At 33.0% G+C, this 21,250-nt stretch carries 17 protein-coding genes and 1 pseudogene; 5 read left to right on the plus strand and 13 right to left on the minus strand.

The window, feature by feature from the left end:
* Positions 1-38: 38 nt before the first annotated feature.
* The 4 genes from BN4220_RS18675 to BN4220_RS18690 all read right to left on the minus strand — a co-directional run bounded on the left by BN4220_RS18675 (position 39) and on the right by BN4220_RS18690 (position 6,176).
* Positions 39-410, minus strand: coding sequence for a nitrous oxide-stimulated promoter family protein (locus tag BN4220_RS18675; RefSeq protein ID WP_066720208.1), 372 nt, complete (start codon positions 408-410; stop codon positions 39-41).
* A gap of 59 nt (positions 411-469) precedes the next feature.
* Positions 470-877, minus strand: coding sequence for a YbaN family protein (locus tag BN4220_RS18680; protein WP_066720210.1), 408 nt, complete (start codon positions 875-877; stop codon positions 470-472).
* 323 nt (positions 878-1,200) lie between these two features.
* Complete coding sequence (pulA, locus tag BN4220_RS18685; RefSeq protein ID WP_082812390.1) at positions 1,201-3,201, minus strand: type I pullulanase; 2,001 nt, start codon at positions 3,199-3,201, stop codon at positions 1,201-1,203.
* Between the two features lie 638 nt (positions 3,202-3,839).
* Positions 3,840-6,176 carry a hypothetical protein gene (locus BN4220_RS18690; protein ID WP_066720213.1) on the minus strand — a complete coding sequence of 779 codons (2,337 nt, stop codon included), beginning with the start codon at positions 6,174-6,176 and terminating at the stop codon, positions 3,840-3,842.
* 718 nt (positions 6,177-6,894) lie between these two features.
* On the opposite strand from BN4220_RS18690, the pseudogene BN4220_RS20345 reads away from it, so the two are divergent.
* From BN4220_RS20345 to BN4220_RS18700, 3 genes and pseudogenes are all read left to right on the plus strand, one after another.
* Positions 6,895-7,572 (plus strand): annotated as a pseudogene (locus BN4220_RS20345) (transporter substrate-binding domain-containing protein); the annotation flags it as partial.
* A 45-nt stretch (positions 7,573-7,617) separates the two neighbouring features.
* Complete coding sequence (locus BN4220_RS20350; protein WP_197467977.1) at positions 7,618-8,412, plus strand: amino acid ABC transporter permease; 795 nt, start codon at positions 7,618-7,620, stop codon at positions 8,410-8,412.
* Positions 8,412-9,164, plus strand: coding sequence for an amino acid ABC transporter ATP-binding protein (locus tag BN4220_RS18700; RefSeq protein ID WP_066720219.1), 753 nt, complete (start codon positions 8,412-8,414; stop codon positions 9,162-9,164). The genes BN4220_RS20350 and BN4220_RS18700 overlap by 1 nt, the downstream gene beginning before the upstream one ends.
* A gap of 344 nt (positions 9,165-9,508) precedes the next feature.
* On the opposite strand, the gene BN4220_RS18705 is transcribed toward BN4220_RS18700, so the two are convergent.
* From BN4220_RS18705 to BN4220_RS18720, 4 genes are all read right to left on the minus strand, one after another.
* Positions 9,509-10,933, minus strand: coding sequence for a glycoside hydrolase family 28 protein (locus BN4220_RS18705; RefSeq protein WP_066720221.1), 1,425 nt, complete (start codon positions 10,931-10,933; stop codon positions 9,509-9,511).
* A 102-nt stretch (positions 10,934-11,035) separates the two neighbouring features.
* Entirely contained in the window at positions 11,036-11,563 is a 528-nt protein-coding gene (locus BN4220_RS18710; RefSeq protein ID WP_066720224.1) for a GNAT family N-acetyltransferase, read from the minus strand.
* A gap of 215 nt (positions 11,564-11,778) precedes the next feature.
* Complete coding sequence (locus BN4220_RS18715; protein WP_066720235.1) at positions 11,779-12,438, minus strand: hypothetical protein; 660 nt, start codon at positions 12,436-12,438, stop codon at positions 11,779-11,781.
* A 255-nt stretch (positions 12,439-12,693) separates the two neighbouring features.
* Positions 12,694-13,818, minus strand: coding sequence for a cyclopropane-fatty-acyl-phospholipid synthase family protein (locus BN4220_RS18720; protein WP_347477147.1), 1,125 nt, complete (start codon positions 13,816-13,818; stop codon positions 12,694-12,696).
* Between the two features lie 234 nt (positions 13,819-14,052).
* Between BN4220_RS18720 and BN4220_RS18725 the strand changes: the two genes are divergently transcribed.
* Positions 14,053-15,150, plus strand: a complete 1,098-nt coding sequence (locus BN4220_RS18725; protein WP_066720239.1) for a hypothetical protein — start codon at positions 14,053-14,055, stop codon at positions 15,148-15,150.
* 85 nt (positions 15,151-15,235) lie between these two features.
* Here the strand turns inward: BN4220_RS18725 and BN4220_RS18730 are convergent, their stop codons facing one another.
* The 4 genes from BN4220_RS18730 to BN4220_RS18745 all read right to left on the minus strand — a co-directional run bounded on the left by BN4220_RS18730 (position 15,236) and on the right by BN4220_RS18745 (position 18,457).
* Positions 15,236-15,814 (minus strand): hypothetical protein, encoded by a 579-nt coding sequence (locus BN4220_RS18730; RefSeq protein WP_066720241.1) that lies wholly within the window; start codon positions 15,812-15,814, stop codon positions 15,236-15,238.
* Positions 15,815-15,893: 79 nt separating this feature from the next.
* Positions 15,894-16,877, minus strand: a complete 984-nt coding sequence (locus BN4220_RS18735) for a hypothetical protein (protein ID WP_066720245.1) — start codon at positions 16,875-16,877, stop codon at positions 15,894-15,896.
* A gap of 46 nt (positions 16,878-16,923) precedes the next feature.
* Positions 16,924-17,616 carry an alpha/beta hydrolase gene (locus tag BN4220_RS18740; protein ID WP_066720246.1) on the minus strand — a complete coding sequence of 231 codons (693 nt, stop codon included), beginning with the start codon at positions 17,614-17,616 and terminating at the stop codon, positions 16,924-16,926.
* 250 nt (positions 17,617-17,866) lie between these two features.
* Complete coding sequence (locus tag BN4220_RS18745; protein WP_066720249.1) at positions 17,867-18,457, minus strand: hypothetical protein; 591 nt, start codon at positions 18,455-18,457, stop codon at positions 17,867-17,869.
* Between the two features lie 393 nt (positions 18,458-18,850).
* Here BN4220_RS18745 and BN4220_RS18750 point away from each other — a divergent pair, with 393 nt between their 5' ends.
* Positions 18,851-20,026 carry an ISL3 family transposase gene (locus BN4220_RS18750; protein ID WP_066720253.1) on the plus strand — a complete coding sequence of 392 codons (1,176 nt, stop codon included), beginning with the start codon at positions 18,851-18,853 and terminating at the stop codon, positions 20,024-20,026.
* Between the two features lie 189 nt (positions 20,027-20,215).
* Here BN4220_RS18750 and tsf read toward each other — a convergent pair whose 3' ends face one another.
* Positions 20,216-21,148 (minus strand): translation elongation factor Ts, encoded by a 933-nt coding sequence (tsf, locus tag BN4220_RS18755; RefSeq protein WP_066720255.1) that lies wholly within the window; start codon positions 21,146-21,148, stop codon positions 20,216-20,218.
* Positions 21,149-21,250: the final 102 nt, after the last annotated feature.

The following is a 21,250-nucleotide window of genomic DNA, read 5'->3' on the forward strand; positions in this document are numbered from 1 at the left end:
AACTACTTACTTCGCTAAAATGTTGACTTTTCAATCTCTTACTTTTCTTTTGAAGCAGTTTTCTCAACCGCTTTTTTTTCTTTTCTACTTAAAATCACATGATTGATTGCCATAACTGGATGGTTAAAAAGCATTCTCGGCCCAGAATAACGCATAACTTCTTTAATTTTCGCTCTCATTTCTGGTTTATAACAATGAACCCTACAATTGTTACAAAATGTTTTTGTCTCAATAAATGGACATTTATCACTTCGAAAAATTGCATAATCAATCAGTTGTTGACATTCCTCACATGGCACATTACCACCATGTTTCGCTTTGTGATTCCCTTTACAATACTTTTTAATCATCCAAGTAACAACTTCTTTTTCTAATTCTCTCTTTTCTTCAATCGTTTTGGTTTTACTCATATTCCACCTCAGTATGTCACTTTCATTGCTACGATACTGTACAAAAAATTTGTATTCAATTACTCACTTAAGGAATCTAATGCCTCTTTATTTTCTTTTATAGTCTTAATGTGAAATGTAAAATAATAATATTTAAATACAATCACTGCTGCTATAAAAATTCTCGCATGAAGGTTATTCACAAAATAAAATGTAATTAATAACATCGCAGACACTGGTAATAAGATACTAAGCTTCGTCTTTAATGTCATTGCACGATTGTTAACAAAACTCTCTAAGTGCTTTTTATATAACTTTGTTGACATGAACCAACGATGAAATTTCTCCGATCCTTTTGCAAAAAAATACGAAGCCAACAATAAAAAAGGAGTGGTTGGTAATACTGGTATAATTACACCAACAGCTCCTATTCCTAAAAATACAAATGCAAATAATAAGTACAATAATCTTAATGGTTTTTTCTTCATATCATCCTCTTTCTGGTATGTTCCCAAACCAATTTTTGGGTTAGTCTGCGCTAACTTCCTATGACATTATAACTATTGGGTATTAAAAAAGCAACACTTGTAAATGATAATCTTTTTCATTTACAAGTGTTGCTTACTATCCTTTATATCTTCTTCTATTATTAGATAAAACTATTTCATTTATAGTATTTCACTCAAACTTCGCAGTTTCAAAATCTCTACTATATTTGATAAATTCAGCCGAAACAGTATATTAATTACCATGATTAAAACCTTTGCATCGACGCGACTATGACGAATGTGTGAAGTTAGTTATATGATTGCTAATTAGTGCTCACGGTTGTCTGTTTTACTAAAACCATGGCTGATATCGGTTCTACCAAAATTTCACCTGTCACTTCTTTTATACTCTCAATTCCTGCTTTCTCTCCGTTTACATACACATTCCATGCTCCTTCAGGCAAAGCTATGCTCTTACTCTCTTTGTTTGCATTATAAATTACAAAGATATGCTCTGTCGTTGCATGATCTAGCTTATGTTCAATTTGATATGCTACTATATTACTCTCTAAACCTTTAACAAACGTCAATTGATTGTTAATTTCCTCTGTTGTCCTTAAACGCAATCCTGCATGCTCCTTACGAAATGCAATAAGGCCTTTATAATAAGCATATACATCTTCAAATTGTTTTATATTATCCCATTTTAAACTATTGGTACTATCCGGTGATTTATAACTATTTTCATCAAATTCACCAGGCTTTACTGCGGATGGTTTACTTCTTAAGAACTCCTCTCCTGCTTGTATAAATGGTATTCCCTGTGAGGTAAATATAATAGCACTGGCTAGTTTGTTCATTTTAACAATATCTTCAAAGCTGTCTGCGGGGTTTGAAATACGTAACTTATCATATAATGTTAGATTGTCATGACATGAAACATAATTAATACACTGACTTGGATCACCAGCCCAATATTGACCCGATGAAGTTTTTGAAAAATCAATACCAGAGTAGTTGGTCGCTGCTACAACACCAAATTTGATGTTTTCTTCTAATCCTTGTTTCCCACTTACAAAACCCTTCTCATGAAAATCAAATACGCTGCCTTTTATAGCATCTCTAATATCATCACTAAAAGATGCAATGCCCATCATCTTATAAGTGTTCGCTTTTCTTGCACTTAATTCTGGGTTAAGTGCTGATGGTCCGCCCGTCCAACCTTCTCCATAAATGATAATGCTTGGATCTATATCATGTAATGCCTCTTTTATAGCTTTCATCGTGTCTATGTCATGTACTCCCATAAGATCAAAGCGAAAACCATCTACATGATATTCTCTTGCCCAATATACCACAGAATCCACAATAAATTTTCTAACCATGGCACGTTCTGATGCAGTTTCATTTCCACATCCAGATCCATTGGTATAGGAACCTCCAACTTTACGATAATAATAATCAGGCACTATTTTATTCAGATTTGAATCCACAGAAAATGTATGATTATATACAACGTCCATAACAATGCGAATTCCATTTTCATGTAAGCTTTGAACCATTTGTTTGAATTCATTGACACGAACTTCTCCATGATATGGATCCGTGGAATAGGAACCTTCTGGTACGTTGTAGTTTAGCGGATCGTATCCCCAGTTAAATGCATTGGATTCTGGATTTGATTCATCGATTGATGCATAGTCAAAGGAGGGAAGCAAGTGCAAATGTGTTATACCTAATTCCTTTAAATGGTCAATACCAGTAGCTTGCCCATATGAATTTTTTGTTCCTGTTTCTGTTAACGCTAGAAATTTACCAACGTTTTTCATACCAGAACTCGCATCCGATGATAAGTCTTTAATGTGTAACTCGTAGATAACTGCATCCGTTGGAGAACATAATATCGGACGTTCATCATCTTCAAATCCACTTTGGTCCGTAGCTAATAAGTCTATTACCATACCACGTTTACCATTGACGCCAGTCGCCTTTGCATAGGGATCAACCGCCTCATTTGTGATTCCATTAACCGTCACTGAATATGTATAATATATTTTATGTAAATCTTTTTCTACATTGGTAACCCATGTTCCTTTTACATCCTTAATCATAGGAATTACTTCGAGTAAAGTATCTCCATCACCAGAACTATATAAATTTAAATCAACGTTTGATGCTGTTGGTGCCCATACACGAAATTTTGTAGTCTCTTTTTTATAAGTTGCACCTAAGTCATCTTCCTCATAAGTAAATGTTTCATTAAACTCGTTGCTTGAGAAAAAATCACTTATGAATTCCCCTTGATTTTCAGCATTATCTACCATCTGCTCATCCTCCTTACTTATCGCTATTATCTATCGCCTTTCATACTTCATATTTAAATCGTATAAAATTAAGCGGTGCATTTAAAATTTAAAATAAAGAAAAGACACAATTATAATCGTCTCTTTTACTTTAATATAATCTGTAAAGTTCTATTTTATCACTTATTGTATTAAAATAAGCAGTTTTTATGATGATTTTCTCTTCTTTTAATCAACCTTAACAAGAAACTGTTCATGAACAAGTTCGGTTCATGATCTTGTTACTCCAATCGCTATCTTCAAGCGAGCTTGCAGATGGCTCATTCCGCTTTCATTATATCATGAACAAGTTCGGTTCATGATCTTGTTGCTCCAATCGCTATCTTCAAGCGAGCTTGCAGATAGCTCATTCCGCTTTCATTATATCATGAACAAGTTCGGTTCATGATCTTGTTGCTCCAATCGCCTTCTTCAAGCGAGCTCGCAGATGGCTCATTCCGCTTTCATTATATCATAATTACATTTTGTTACAATATTATTTTCGAATTTTTTCGAATATATTGTTTAATAGTTGATCCTTATATAGAAAAAGGGCCATCTTAAATAGCTTGTTACTAACTACTTAAGACAACCCATATAACTTTTTCTAAATGCACTAGTTAATCCCGAATTGCTTTATAATAGCTTGCTAGCGGAATGAAACTCTGTGCGAAATTTTTAGTTCCATTTCCTGACACAATTACAGCATCTCCTTCGATCCGCTTTAAACTTCCCCCACCGTTATGCCTACTAAGGGAAGCATTAAAAGTCTTTTCTCCATAAGTTAAATATTTTTTATCTCCTGTAAGTTCATATGCAATTGCCAAAGCCTCTAATAGTAATGTATTATTGCCCAATCTACTAAGGCTTGGTAATTCCTTATAATAAAACAATCCCATATCCAAATAGCAATTTTCAATTAAATCATCCACCGCACGAAGTATCATACCTTTAACTTCTTCATCGTGAAAAACCCTATAATATCGCATCAAACTACCTGCTGCAACTGAAATCATAAAACCAACGCGAATCGTAGTGTTATCTGTATACATTGCTAGCCAAGCTCCATACTCCTCTTCCCATTGTTTAAAATGATGAATGATCCATTTACTTTTTGCCATCCATTTTTCATCCTTCGTTTCCACATAAAGGGCTGTTAAAGTACGTAACGCCCAGCCAGTTTCTCTCGCATTGCTTTCCCCAGTATTTTGAAAAGTCGGCGTCTCTAACAATCTTAAAACATTTTCACCGATACCGATGGCTGTCTCATATGCTCTCTCATCCCCTGTAAAATGATAATAATCCAGTAGTCCTTCTACCCATTCGTGACTTGGTACTATCATCTGACCAATTGTGTGTCCTGCACAATGTTCAATCTGCCCACCAATTTTTAATGGATCCTTACTATAATGACATACATCCACATCCATCCAGTGACTACCCGCTACCATCAAATAATCAAGAAATCTTCGAATTCCTGTTCTTGCATACATTAAAGCACATGCATGAGGATAATCATACTCATTATTTGTCCATACTGCTGCACCTTTGCCTCTACCTTGTAATGTATAACCTGGGTCTGGTGCATCCCCCCAATTTAGCATTCCATAACATCGAGCATGCTCATCTGCTTTATAAATAAAGGATGCTTCAACATCAGGATCTATATTCTCAACGAATACATCAAGCATAACATCAGCTTCTTTATACACCGCTGGAGCTATCGTTGGTCGATCTGGCATCTGATAAATCAAGCTACGATTATCAATTTCTTTTAACGATTCTTCTGGCCCATGAAAATGTAATAAGAATTTTTGTTCTCTAGACATACCTGATTGCATTACAACTTTATCCACGTTTTCTGGAACTAGCATAACTGAAATTCCATTTTTATCTGCTTTTACTGCCTTTGGATAGTTTTGCTGTGCTTGGAATATGGTTGCACATACTCCACCCTCTTCATCAGTTCGATCGGTAAAAAATGTCCCGTAGAATACTTCCCCATAATGTTCATTGGCTTCACCAACTAAATATTTTGCATCAACAATTTTGTTCACTGCCGCACCATCTTTAGCAACTAAAAAATCTGTTTTATAATTCGAACTTCCAACGCAGGTACGAATTGAATCCACTGGTGCTTGTTCTTCAATACTATCTAAATTTTTAATACCAACAGTATGAAATATAATTCCATCTTTATAATTTTGATTCACTGGTACATCCCCACACCCAGTTGAATCAAAGGAATCATTCTTTATAACTTCAAGGCTCTCATCCATCACGCAATCTTTATCTGCTTTCAAAGAAAACACAAGGGACGCAACATGCAATGGGTCATCAGAAGTATTAATGATACGATAAGATACCTCAATCCAAGGTTTTTTAGCAAAAGCAGTTATTTTAAGTTCAAACTCAATATTGTTTCGACCTTTATTAACGCCTCTTGCTGAAAGTACTGCGCAGATAGGTCCTTCCTCAACAATCCTCCACTCACCAATTTCCATATCATAAGTATTTCCATCCCCATCTTTTAAATATGGCCCTAGGAATTGTGCCGCTGTATAACTCTTCTTTCCCGCTACTAAAGATTCTATAATGTGGTTACTATTATCTTTTACTGTAAAAGTGATGCCATCACAATCAACTTTTGTTTGCTCATTTTCCTTTTCAATCTTAATTCCCTCATAGGAAGAAACCTTCTCTGAAAATAAATCGCACATAAGTGAAGTTTTTGCGTTCCCAGGCAAATCCGCCATAAATCTAAGAAATAAATAGCGAATGGAACCATCTTCATGAAATGAAGTTACTTTTCCTTGCATAGGTACTGGTTTTCCATCCTGTAATACTGCCACCTTTGATAAACTTTTGAGCTTTCCTTTTTTAAGCGGTATGGCTATAAATGCATGTTCTTCTATTCTTGGATAACGATATAACTTATCAAATTTTAATTCTATCATAATAATACCTCTCCCTTTGTAACATCCACCACATCTGTACAAGAATCTGGTTGTACTATTAATCATCTGTACACCGATTGTTTAATTAAGTATTATATTACATCTTAATTTCTGTAATCTCCACGGTATTGTTGTTATAAATGTAATTAAATACAGATTTTTTGTCATACACATATGGGAGGGATTATCGGATGGAATTATTATCACAGTAAATTCATAATTATCCATTTTTTTGTATTTATCTATTTAATTAAAATGATACAATCGATTCAAATATTTAATAAATCTCATATTTATTTCCCCTTCTCTACTGGATGACTGCTTTTCTAAAAGATCATTTGTTCTTCAATTTTCATTAAGAATTTTGCCTATTTTATTGACTTTCAATTAGTTAGCATTTATAATATCAATATTTGAATCTTTACGCAAAGGGACAAGGATGTTTCTCTTATGTCTTTTTGCGTTTTTTTGGGTGAACTTTGGGAAGCGAAACAAAGCAAAAACGTATAAAGATTCATGAAGATGTTTGATTTCAACATGAAAAAACAAACACAAATTTAATATTGGAGGACATTTTATGAAGAGTAACTTTAAAAAGCTGATAGCTGTTTTTGCAATTATTATACTTTCGCTTGGTATTTTAACAGCTTGTAGTGCAAAAACAAATACTGGCACAGATATTGGGGATCAAGAAACTAAAAAAGTTCTTAGGGTCGCGATGGAATGTAGCTATGCCCCTTATAACTGGACACAGCCAGATGATAGAAATGGTGCGGTACCGATTTTTGATAGTTCAGATTATGCGAACGGTTATGACGTTATGATGGCAAAACATATCGCAGATGAACTAGGTTATGAATTACAGATTGTAAAACTTGATTGGGATTCCTTAGTACCCGCGGTACAGTCTGGAACTGTTGACGCAGTAATTGCTGGACAATCAATCACAGAAAATCGAATGAAAATGGTTGATTTTACAACCCCTTACTACTATGCTTCCATCGTTGCTTTAGTAAAAGCTGATGGTCCATATGCAGATGCACAAGGTGTTTCCGATTTAGCTGGAGCTACTGCAACTTCTCAGCTAAACACAATTTGGTATGATGCATGTCTACCACAAGTACCAAATGCTAATATTTTACCAGCGCAAGAATCTGCTTCTGCGATGTTAGTATCTTTAAATGCTAATAAGGCAGATTTAGTTGTAACTGATATGCCTACTGCAAAAGCTGCTCTTGCATCCTATGATAATTTTAAACTTCTAGATTTCACTGAAACAGATGATAATTTTAAAGTTTCTCAAGAAGAAATTAATATTGGTATTTCTGTGCAAAAAGGAAATACTGAGTTAAGAGATGCGATTAACGGTGTTTTATCTAAAATGACTGTTGAAGATTATGATAAGATGATGGATGATGCCATCTCCGTTCAACCATCTTCCATGCCAAGTGACTTTTTAGGAAGAATCTTTTATATTCTTAAAGAATATGGTTCCTCTTTCGTACGTGGTGCCGGAGTTACTATGATAATTGCCCTTGTAGGTACATTTATTGGTTGTATTATCGGATTTGCAGTAGGAATCATCCAAGCATTTCCTACCTCCAAACGTGATCCATTTATTAAACGCGGATTATTCTGGATTGTAAGACTTATATTAAATATTTATGTAGAATTCTTCCGTGGAACACCAATGATGGTACAAGCGATGTTTATATATTTTGGTTCTGCTGCGGTATTTAATATTAATATGTCCATGTGGTTTGCTGCTTTCTTTATCGTTTCTATTAATACAGGTGCGTATATGGCAGAAACCGTTCGTGGTGGTATTTTATCCATTGAAGCAGGACAAACAGAAGGTGCAAAGGCAATTGGTATGACACATATTCAAACAATGGTTTATGTCATCCTACCACAAGCTCTTAGAAATATTATGCCTCAGATTGGTAACAACTTAATTATTAATATTAAGGACACTTGCGTTCTTTCTATTATTGGAACAGTTGAGTTGTTCTACGTTACAAAAGGTATTGCGGGTGCATTATACACTTACTTTGAAGCCTTTACAATTGTAATGGCGATTTACTTTATTTTAACATTTACTTGCTCAAGAATTCTTCGTCATTTAGAAAGTAAGTTAGATGGCCCTGATAATTACGATTTAGCAACTACTGATACCCTTGCCCATACAAGTGGTATGTATAAATTTTCTGGAAAAAGAAAGGAGGAGGGCAAATAATGAATGAAGCAAAGAAATCTCCAATTATAGAAATTCGTCATTTAAGTAAAACCTTTGGTACGCATCCAGTATTACAAGATATTGACTTTAATGTAAATCAAGGCGATGTTACATGCATTATTGGTGCATCTGGTTCAGGTAAATCAACCCTTCTTCGATGTGTTAATTTATTAGAGATTCCTACCTCTGGTGAAATTAAATACCACGGAACAGATATTACTGACCGTAAAATAAATGCTGCCTCTTACCGTTCTAAAGTAGGTATGGTGTTCCAAAACTTCAATTTATTTAGTAACATGACTGTTCTTAAAAATTGTATGGTTGGACAAATGAAGGTTCTTAAAAAGGATAAGGAAACTGCAAGAAAAAATGCAATGTACTATCTTGAAAAAGTAGGTATGGCACCATATATTAATGCAAAACCTCGTCAACTTTCCGGTGGACAAAAGCAGCGTGTTGCAATCGCTCGTGCCTTAGCTATGGAACCAGAAGTATTATTATTTGATGAACCTACTTCTGCTCTAGACCCACAGATGGTTGGTGAAGTTCTTACCGTTATGAGAAAACTTGCGAAAGAAGGCCTTACAATGATTATCGTAACTCATGAAATGGCATTTGCTCGTGATGTTTCCAATCGAGTAATCTTTATGGCTAATGGTGTTATCGCAGAGGAAGGCTCTCCTAGTCAAATCTTTGGTGATCCTAAGAACGCTTTAACAAAAGACTTCTTAAGTCGTTTTATGAATAGCTAAGTCTATATAACTTCTCATATATGAATAGCTTTCTAGAAGCAGTTCTTCATTTATAAAACTTTAATTGCTTGGGCAACTAAAATCATAACTATAAAAAGGCTATTACAAAATTCTCAATGTGTATAACACTAAGATTTTGTAATAGCCCTTTTATTTTTAAGCCTATTATTTTTTAACCCTTTTACTATTTAGCCGTTTATTTAATTAAACATTTTCTTGATTTGCATTGTTACCTTGTCTAAATCAGGGTCACATAACAAAGGAAGCTTTTAATCCGAATTCTGATTTAGATTTTAAAATTTAAAAAGAATGGATAACCATTCTTTTTAATTACTCTTTTTCAATTAAAAATTATAACTAGACTCCGCTAAAACATCATTTTCAAAGTGAAAAGATTGCTCTTTATTATCCTGATTTGTTACAGTAACATTTTTAAGGAATATCTGATTTGCATTCTTAATCTCAATTCCCTTCTTTGCTTCTATCACTACATTTTCCAAGGTTAAATCATGGATAGGTAACTGTTCTAAACCTTCAATTTTAATTGCTTGACCAGCACGTACACAATTCACATCACGGATTGTTATATTCTTAAACTCTGGAATATCTTCCTTTAATATTTCATCTGGTTGATCACTTGCTTCATGATCCAAGCGGAATAATACATACCCCATTGTAAAGATAACAGCTTCTGCTGCAATGTCAGTCATTTGGATGTCTTTAATCATTATATCTTCTACAACACCGCCACGGCCAATCGCGCTCTTAAAACGAATACCAGTATCTGTACCAATAAATAAGCAATTTTCAATTACAACATCTCTAACACCTCGAGACATTTCACTTCCTACAACAAAACCGCCATGACCATGGTAAACAACACAATCTCTGATGCGTACATGCTCTGTTGGAACAGTAATCTTTCTAGCGATTGCATTTTTACCAGATTTCATACAAATTGCATCATCGCCGACGTCGAATTTTACATCATAGATATCTACAAAACGGCAAGATTCTAAGTCAAGTCCATCTCCGTTTTGAGCAAAGCTATCATTTCTAATAAATGCATTACGTAATGTTAAATTCGTACAAAGTAATGGATGAAGATTCCAAGCTGGGGAGTTTTGAAGTGTTACACCTTCAATTAATATTTTATTACAACGTACCAAATTAGTCATAACTGGACGATAATGATCGTAATATGGAGTAGCTTTTGCAATGGCATCTGGATCGTCCAAACTTGGCTCACCCACTAAGCATCCCTCATATGATGTCTTAGAAGGATACCAAATACCACCTTCGTCCGTTTCTATAAAATATTGACTCTTTTTAAGTCTTGCTTCCCATTGCTTGTTAGTAATCTTAAATTTCTTTAATGGGCGCCATTCATGACCATTTCCATCAATAACTCCATAACCAGTAATGGCAATGTTCTCTTCATCAAAGGCATGAATTGGAGATACAGCACGTAATCTTGGTTGTCCTTCATAATCAGTTAATATAATTGGATATTCTTCAGGATTCTTATCAAATTTAATGAATGCTCCCTTTTCTAAGTGAAGATTAATGTTTGACTTTAATGTAATTGGTCCCGTAAGCCATATTCCCTTTGGTACAATAACAGTACCCCCACCAAGACTGTAAAGCTCTTGTATTGCTTTATTAATGGCAACTGTATTAGACACGGTTCCTCCTGGAACAGCATTGTAATCTACTATGCTTACTTTTCGGTCTGGAAAAACTGGTAATTCAACTGTGAAAGTTTGCATTTTTTTCTCCTTTGATTCTTTACTTTTTAATAATAGTAATTATACTATAGTTTTATCCTTATTTCTACGAACTTTCTTGAGACTTTCTGTTCAAACTACAGATTAATTGATATTAAACTCTTTTGCATATTCAACTACTCCATCAACCTTTAGATCTACATCATCATTTAATTTTATAGCCATGAAATTTTTATCATCTACTGGAAATGGAGCCTTTATGGAATATAGTTTTGCAGGTTGATATCCAAATCTAGGATAGTATTTATCATGTCCCAAGACTACACTAATTTCATAGCCCAGGCCTTTTGCAATTCTATGCCCTTCCTTAATAAGTTTTCCACCAATTCCACAGTTTTGAAATTGAGGAGCTACTGCCAAAGGCGCAAGTGCTAAAGCTAGCACCTTGGAATCTCCTATTTGTATTTTAGTAAATAAAATATGTCCAACAATTTCACCATCTACTTCTGCCACTATGGACAACTCTGGAATAAATGCGTCTCCTTTTCTTAGTCGTTCAACTAAATTTTGCTCATCTCCATCACTATGCTCTGCACTAGCAAACGCCAGCTTTATTAAATTATAAACGCTTTCATAATCGTTTTTATTTTCTTGTCTTAAAATCACATTCATACTAAATAACCTCTCTACGCAATCTATAAGCTTTTATTATTATACCAAAAACTTTTAAGAAAATGTTAAAAAATTAGCACCTATAAGTATTTTTATAAACTTATAGATGCATAATTTTTTCACACAAGTACTAACAAGAATCCTCACCGAAAATCTAATTTAAATTATTTAGATCCTAATAAATTAGTAACCTGATTTTACCATAAATCTAATATCTATATAAATCTAACTTTTCTATTAATTAAACGCATGATATAATGAATACTTTTTACCGTATCACGTACATATTCTGGTTTTTCAAAAAAGACATTCGATTCCTCTGATGAGGCATTACAATAGGTCAACATATTACCTTGATAATGCACTTCTCCAATTACTTCGTGCATAAGATCTTCCGGGGTATATTTAGATGCTTTCTTTTCTTTATTTGTAAGTACATTCATATGTTGTAAAACATGAGCAACAAATTCTGAACATGAAAATGCTTTATATGTAGAAAATCCATGCAATAAAGGAAATGTAACTACCGATAATAAATTATACATATAGGCATCTTTTTCTGAAGCTATCTCACGGACTGTACATTTTCCTTGTTCTAATTGCTGTTTTGTCACAGGTATCTTATAGATAATAATATTAACACACTGAGCTTGTCCTAATGAAAATCTCTCAGGATATTCCTTTACAAAACCGGCTAATATAGGAACTCTATTTTTTATCCTTCCAAAGGAATATAATTCATTCAAATTCTCATCAAAGGCAATTGAGGCATGGTTATAATTTAAACCAGCAACTCGCCTAATCGCTTTCCCAAACCCGGATGGTGTCTGGGACAGCACTACAAATACATAATCATTTTTATTTTCTTCTTCCATTTAATATCTTCCTTACCTATAAAATTCTGGTGTCAAAAGCCCTATCTAGTTTATTGGAATGGCTATTTGCATAAAGCATTAGAAAAAAATACTTTCAAACCTTAAATCCTCTTAATAAGAAATATTAAGGTTTGAAAGTATCTAATATCTAACATTATTTATTTTATGTTCACTTTATCATATAGCATTTCGTTCGTCAAGTAAATCATCATTTTTCGCTATAGAGCAACCTTACTCCCCATAGGAATCAATCATTTACACTGTACGATTCATTGCTAACTCATTATTTACACCTTTTGACATTAATATTTGATGTAAATCAATATTTCCGTGATTAAATGTAGCTGCACAAGAGGCTAAATAAAGTTCCCACATTCTAGTAAATTCTTCTCCTTGTAATTTTAAAATTTCTTCTTTTTTATTCATAAAATTATTTCGCCAACATAATAAAGTCTTTGTATAGTGCCTTCTAAGGCTTTCCACATCAAGGGTATAAAACCGTAAATCAGGTAAGATTTTAATAATTTCACGAAGACTAGGAATTGTTCCACCTGGAAATATATATTTTTTTATCCAGGCATCTCCATCATTTTCTTTCATACCACTAATATAGTGTAAAAGAAACAATCCTTGGGGCTTTAAGACCGCATTTACATTTTCTATAAATAACTCGTAATTCCCTCTTCCAACATGTTCTAGCATACCAACGCTAACAGCCCGGTCAAATTGAAGTCCAGAATTTTTTAGTTCACGGTAATCCATTAACCTCACACTTAATAAATCTTGTAGACCTTCTTTCTCAATCTCACTGGCAAACTTCTTATATTGCTCCTCACTTAAAGTGATTCCAGTTCCTTTTACACCATATAATTTAGCTGCCTGTTTTAAAAGAAATCCCCAACCACATCCGATATCTAATAGTGTCATTCCTTCTTTAAGCTGAAGTTTCTCTAATATATGATTCACTTTATTTATTTGGGCTTGGTATAAGCTATCGGTATCATTCATAAAATATCCACATGAATAGCTCATTGTCTCATCTAGCCATAAACTATAAAATTCATTCCCGATATCGTAATGAGAGGTAACCTCTTTTTTCTGGTTTTTCATTGACTTTGATGTATGAATTAATTTCTTTAATGAAGATTTGTCCGTAGTAAACTTACTCATCTCACCCATGAATAAGTCTAAAACCTCATACAAATCTCGATCAAGCTCAATATCACCTCGCATATATGCTTCACCCAAAGCAAGTGAGGTGCTGGTAATAAGATCTTTCTTACTTAGATCTTTATTCATAGTAACAGTGAATTCAACATCACCCTTACCTATCTTATCAATGTTTTTTTCTGTTTTAATTTGAAATGTAACAGGGATAATATTACCTGAGTATTCTTTAATAAATTCTTTCAATGATTCTGCCTCCAATAGATAATTTTATATATTATGTCTTTTTGATACTCTAATAAAGGGCTTACCGGCAAGTGGCAAATTAACACTTTTATTCTTTAATAAATATCTACTTATTATTATGACCAGTAATTACACGAATCAGTCACGAACCAGAATGAATCACATAATACTAAATCAAATCAGAAAGTAAGGTAATAATTCATGTCAGCTATAATTAAACCAACAGACTCTATAGCAATGATTAGACGTAAAGTTTCCTCAGGTGGAGAAATAGAATTTAAGAAAGGTACATACAAGATAACTAGTCAAATCATTGTTCCATCAAATACAATAATCTATGGTAATAATTCAAGATTGCAACGTTTTTCTTCTATACAGTCTATTCTTATGAATGTAAATAAAGCGGGTGATAAAGGATTTGGTACTTCTAAAAACATAGTAATTTACGATTTAGAATTTGAGGGAATAGAAAAGGTAAATGGGACCTTATTATCAGGGGATAATCTTGTTTCTTGGTGGAAGCTCTCACAGTTAATTATGAAAAACTGTACCTTTATCGACTCTCAATTATACCATCACATGGAATTAACTGCGGTAAAAAATGCACAGATTATTAATTGTAAATTCCTTGGTAATCGTACTGGTGATAATTATAGAGAGTCCGTTCAGATTGGATTTAGTAGTGCAAGTGAAATTTATAATCACGTAAAAGGATCTGCAATTTATGATTTACAGTGCAGCGAAAATCTAACTTTTGATGGATGCACATGGGATCACTCTAAAACAAGAACTGCGCAGCCTGTTTGTATAGGAATGCATAGCCAACCAGCAACAAGTAGTGTATTTAAAAATATTACAGTAAAAAATAGTACAATGAAGGGACTGACAAAATATCCAAACAGTCCTGCTATGCGTTTTATTGGTGTTGAAAATTTGAATATAAGTAATAATGTTATTGATGGATTTGGCCGCGGTGTAGAAATAAGAAACATCGAATTATCAAAGAATGCTAATGGAGATAAAGTAGAAACAAAATCAAACTATGGCCTTTCTAAGAATGTACTTATTGAAAACAATACTATTAAAAATGCATCAGGGATGAATAAAGCAACTGGAATTTATATTTTAAGCAAGACTGATGCTGCTCATAATAATATTATAATTAAGAATAATCGATTTATAGAAAATCAGAATAACCCAAACGAGTTATATTACATGTGGGTTGAAGATATTGATAATTTAACTGATATGAATAATGAGCATGGAGCACTAAAAATATATAAAAATAATGTAAATTAAAAATGTAAAAGGAAGCAGAAAATTATATCTCTGCTGCCTTTTACATTATTTAATGTATAGAGGCTAATTATTAATACCAACGAAATTAGATATTTCCCAACGCCCTCATTACTTCTATAAATTGATTGGCTTCTCCTTTCGGGTTCGCATTTTTTGTTGCTTCTATAACATACCATGAATATTCTAAATCATGAATTATGATTGGTAATGGTTTTCCAAACTTATTTACTATGTAATTTTCGTTTTGTAATTTGTTTGCTACATCGCTTACGACAGTTAGTAGTTCATAATATCCAACTGGACCTTTACCAATATATTTATAGTTAGCATCATAGGAATTACTTCTATCCTCATATCCTATATTATCAATTCCATTCTCTTTATACCACTGGAAAAGCACTTTCTGACCTTCAGAGTCGGTTATGTTTATTTCATTTTGACGCCAAAAAGCATAATTCCATCGTTCTTCGGAATTGATATCTGCACCAGAGCAATCTTTTTCAGTATTGTAGCTGATGCTAAACTCCGTTATATTTGAAAATTCATTATAAGTAAAAGCTTCATTAGAGTAAATAAAAAATGATATTGCATATATATCCTTTTCATCCCATAAATCTATTTCCTTTTTTACACGCTCATATAAATATTCTTTTAAATGAATCATAACTATCCTCCTTATGAAAAAATTATTTCAATAATTTTTCCACGGTATACAATCATAAACATGGAGTTACATACAAAAGTTATAAACTAGGTACAACTTCAAAATTCATTTCAATGGTATTATCTACAATTTCGCCATCTTCATTTGGATAATAAAATAGAAATTCTACAGTATATTTACCTTTTGGTAGCTGTAACATACCATAAGGTGCATAGTATAATGGCTTATCATTGGTAATTGCCTCACCCTCATCTAAATTAAAATAAATAGAATAATCAAGATCAAGTCTTTCGTTCTTTTCGTTATAAATATAAGTCCGCATTGGATAGATTCTCATATAAGGAAATACAATACTATCCTCTTCACCACAATAAGTCATAATTGACCAAATATTTATGTATTCATCAACCTCATATATATTTTTATCCAAGTTCGCCTCTAATTTGAAATTTTTTGTAGACTTTGTTTCATGCATAATTTTTCTTTTATTTTTAGCTTTTACCGTAATTTTTTTAGTTGTATACAACTCATGCCTAAATTCCCCTGAACAATCATCTTCATACCAAGATGTTAACGTTAATGTATAATTTCCTGGAGGTAATCTTAATTTTGCTGGAGGTGACCTAAGCTCATCTGACATTCCAATACTTGATTCGCGCTGATCATAGCCCTTATAAATTTTCATAGCTTGAAAGTAATTATAGTATCCATAGCTCGAACAATCCATTGTGATAATATCATCTTTTTTCAAAGTATGTATTTGAGCACCAAATATATTCGGTGGTTCTAGTACTGACTGAAATCCATTAGAACCAGTAATTAATAAAGAAAAAGGGTATTTAGGAATATAAACATCAATTTCTTCACTATCTCCAATGTAATGAATATTTAATTGTATGTTTATATCTTCATTGTCATAAAATTCTGTCTTATTAATATCTATCCATGTCTTAAAATTATCATCTTTTGATAAATCCTCTTTTTGATTTAAATAGATTTTACAGCTGATTACTACTAATACAATAAGAAAAAATACAGTAAAATACCTCAAAAACTTTTGCAATTTACTCTCCTTTTAATAAACTGAATTTTATCGGTTTCATGTGATGTCATACGTTTTCTTCAAGCCATGTACGAACTATCTTTATATCCTCTTCTTGCATAAATGAATGTTCACTGCTCTGAGATATTGTCAACTTGCAGCTATGTGCTTTCACAAATTTTTGAATCACTTCTATTGATTGCAAATTGTCTTTTCCTCCATAAAGTATTGAGGTTGGAATATTCCATTTTTCAATTGGATGATTTTTTACGTACTGATAATAGTCCCAACGCAATAAATCTACTGGCGTTGGAATTTCTTTTTCTATGCATAACTTTTCCTCTGTTACATTAAACCAAGAAAACATCTGTTGAATAAGGTATTCCATGTCTAACACAGGGGATTGGAAAAGACAGTTCATAAATTTTCTGCCTGCGTAAGTATTTAAACTGAAATACGCTCCAAGGCTACAAGCAAACAACGAAACTTCCTTCCACATTGAAAAAGCGTAATCACCAATCACAGTAAGGTCGTGCATACCATTCCAGATGTCACAACGATAATTAACTTCTTTTCTTTCACCATGTTCTGGCAAATCAAAACTAAGTGTTTGATAGCCTTTTTTCTCTGCTATTTCAGCAAAATTCTCTGCATGTTCTTTGCAAGACATTTTTCCATGAACATGTATATATACCTTATCTGATTTTTCACCCCAAATAATAGCAGGGATAGCATTAATTTTAATCCTTTGAAATTTCATTTTTACCTCCAACTAATGAGGTATTACCCTCCATAGTTCTTTTAATATTAAGTTATTTAGCATTTATAATCCTCCCTTCTCGACTGATTATAGATAACTAGAAAATTATATGTTTTCAAGTTAATCAACAGCCGTTTAGTATTCTATTAATTACTATAATACTCCAAAATATTCCACGAAACAAGTTAGGTTTGAATTACAAAATAGACTTCAATAACACACTGGCTATCAAAGTCTAACTTAATTAATTTTATTTCGCTATTTCAATAGGAACAATCTTAGTCCATGAATATCTGTGTCCTAATATATCTTTATAATAAACACAAACTATAACTGGATTGTTATATCCGACAAAATCCTTGGTTTTATTTAAATAAGTTCGCAAATGCAACTCTTGCTTATTATGAGATATCGGTATTCCTTTAAGAAATAATTCAGTGCCAATATCAGCAACTTCGTTCCTATCTACTAAGTCTTTAAATAGTTTATCTGATACGCCATCACTCCCTATGCTATTAGGTATATAAAATTCATCATTATTTTTATCTCTAGAGTCAAATGTCATTCGTACTGTATCTTCTATCACTAGATACAGTAATAAATCACCTTTTTGAGATTTCTGTAAAGATATATCAACTTTTATATCTTTTTCAATTTCATTATTTTTCTCATTAATTATGTAATTGTCTTCTGTAGCAATAGCATTTATAATAACATCATTTTTACTAATAACGTTTTTTCTAAAGTATATTCTAATAACACCAGCTATTATGGATACAGATATCACTATAAACGAAATTACTAATACTACAATTTTTATACTTTTATTTTTATTCTTCATAATCCCCCTTTACATTGAGTTTGATACATACTAGTCGATACTACTGATTTCAAATACTTCTAAGCTAACACTACTCTCCACACTTCTCTTGACCTTACCATTTTTTGTTTATATTTGTCAATGCCATTCTTTAATATTTATGAACGTAAAGCAGCAAACTTCGCTATTTGCCATTTTCTATGTTGCGCACAATATTTTTGACCCAACTCGTACCCAACTTTTACCCAACATTAATATATAGTTTATGATAGTTCATGATAAAATACCATAGTTACATGAATAAGAAAAGGTTCTATAATAAATGTTGGGGTGCAAACTCCAACATTTTATATTACAATAAAAAAAGACCTCCTCGTGCCAGTCTGACAAACAAATCACAAGGAGGTTGCAATAATGCATAATTATTGTATCAATAAATTATTAGATTTAAAAGGGGTAAAAATAAAAAATATCACTCATGCTGATACTTTTGTTAAAATATATCTCGAAACTAATCCTTCTGAACATATTTGCCCTAATTGTGGTAAACAAACAAAACGTGTTCATGACTATCGAGATCAAAAAATAAAGGATTTACCTTTTCAATTTAAAAACTGTTTCCTTATTCTTAGAAAACGGCGTTATATCTGCACCTGTGGCAAACGGTTTTATGAAAAATACTCTTTTCTAGCAAGATACCAACAGCGCACAACTCGTCTTACACATATTATTGCTCATATGCTTCGTGAGCTTGTAAGCATGAAATCTATCGCTAAGCGTACTAATGTATCCCCCTCAACGGTTGCTAGAATTCTTGATACGCTCAGTTATTCCTGTCCGAAGCTTAAAAATTCTATTTCTATTGACGAATTCAAAGGCGACACAGATGCAGGAAAGTATCAATGTATTATAGTAAATCCAAACTTACCTTCTGTTATGGATCTTCTCCCTAATCGATCACAGGCTCACTTAACATCTTACTTCTCTGGACTAAATCGAGCAGAAAGATATCGAGTGAAATTCTTTGTTTGTGATATGTGGCAGCCTTATGTTGACTTAGCTAAAATTTATTTTCCCAATGCTGCCATTATTATTGATAAATATCATTTCATTCGCCAAGTAACTTGGGCTACTGAAAAGGTACGCAAACGTCTTCAAAAGACAATGCCTGTAGCATTACGGAAATACTATAAACGTAGTCGAAAGTTGATTCTTACACGATATTATAAGCTCAAAGAAGAAAAAAAGCATGCATGTGATTTAATGTTACAATACAATGATGATCTTCGCTTAGCTCATAAATTAAAAGAATGGTTTTATGCGATATGCCAAAATAAGAAATACTCAGAACAAAGAAAACAATTCTTTGAATGGATTAAATGGGCTGAAACATCCGGTTTAGAGGAGTTTGAGAAATGCGCAGCTACTTATCGTAATTGGTCGGAAGGAATTTTAAATGCATTTAAATACGGATTAACCAATGGCCCTACAGAAGGGTATAATAACAAAATTAAAATTCTAAAACGTGTATCATTTGGTATGAAAAACTTCCCACGTTTCAGAACCAGAATATTGCATAGTATGAATTAAATAAAGCTAGACTGGCACGAGGTTTATTTGTCATGTCCAAAAACAGACATTATAGAAAATAACATAAAAACAGCTCTGATTCTAGTAAAGAAGCGGGTTCCACAAGAACCCGCCCCAACACTTGACACAGAGCCTAAAAAAACAGCAATCAAAGTGATTGCTGTTTTTCTTGTATTGATTTCCAATATTTTACTGTCCCATCTGTTTTGCAACTTCAGCTGCGAAATCTTCTTCTTTCTTTTCGATACCTTCGCCAGTTTCGAAACGAACGAATCTCTTGATAACGATTGGTGCACCAACTTCTTTAGCAACAGAATCAACATATTTTTGAACTGTTAAGTCACCATCTTTAACATATACTTGATCTAATAAGCAGATTTCTTTTAATTGTTTTGCTAAACGTCCTTCGATCATCTTTTCTACGATGTTTTCTGGTTTCTTAGCATTTGCTGGATCGTTCATAGCTTGAGTCTTTAAGATTTCTCTTTCATGAGCTAAGTATTCTGGAGATACTTCTGCATCACTTGTATACTTAGGATTCATAGCTGCGATCTGCATTGCTACGTTTTTAGCACATTCTCTTGTAGCTTCGTTGTAAACAGAAGTTTCAACTTCTACTAAGATACCAATTCTTCCGCCACCATGTACATAAGATTCAACAAAACCATTTTCAGCAACGATTTTTTCAAATCTTCTGATGTTCATGTTTTCACCAATAACTGCGATTTGAGCTGCTAAAGCTTCTTTTACAGTCTTAGTTGTGTCAGCTGCCCATGGCTCAGCTAAAAATGCATCAATATCAGTAGCTGTTGTTTTAGCTGCTTGAGCTGCTACTTCTGCTACATAAGAAACGAAAGTGTCATTTTTAGCAACAAAGTCAGTTTCAGAGTTAACTTCAACGATAGAAGCAACTTTACCGTCTGCACTTACGTTAGTTGCACAGATACCTTCAGCTGCGATTCTTCCTGCTTTCTTTTCAGCTGCAGCAAGTCCTTTTTCTCTTAAGAACTCTACTGCCTTGTCCATATCACCATCAGTTGCAGCTAATGCTTTTTTACAATCCATCATACCTGCACCGGTCATTTCTCTTAACTCTTTAACCATTCCTGCTGTTATAGCCATTTTAATTCCCTCCATATTGTTTACATTTATATTATTATCGGACTTTCTTTCATAGGATTCTCACTTGGAGTAGTTTCTATAAAAGTATTCTGAATTTATATA

The sequence above is a fragment of the Clostridium sp. Marseille-P299 genome (assembly GCF_900078195.1).
Classification (GTDB): Bacteria; Bacillota; Clostridia; order Lachnospirales; family Lachnospiraceae; genus Lachnoclostridium.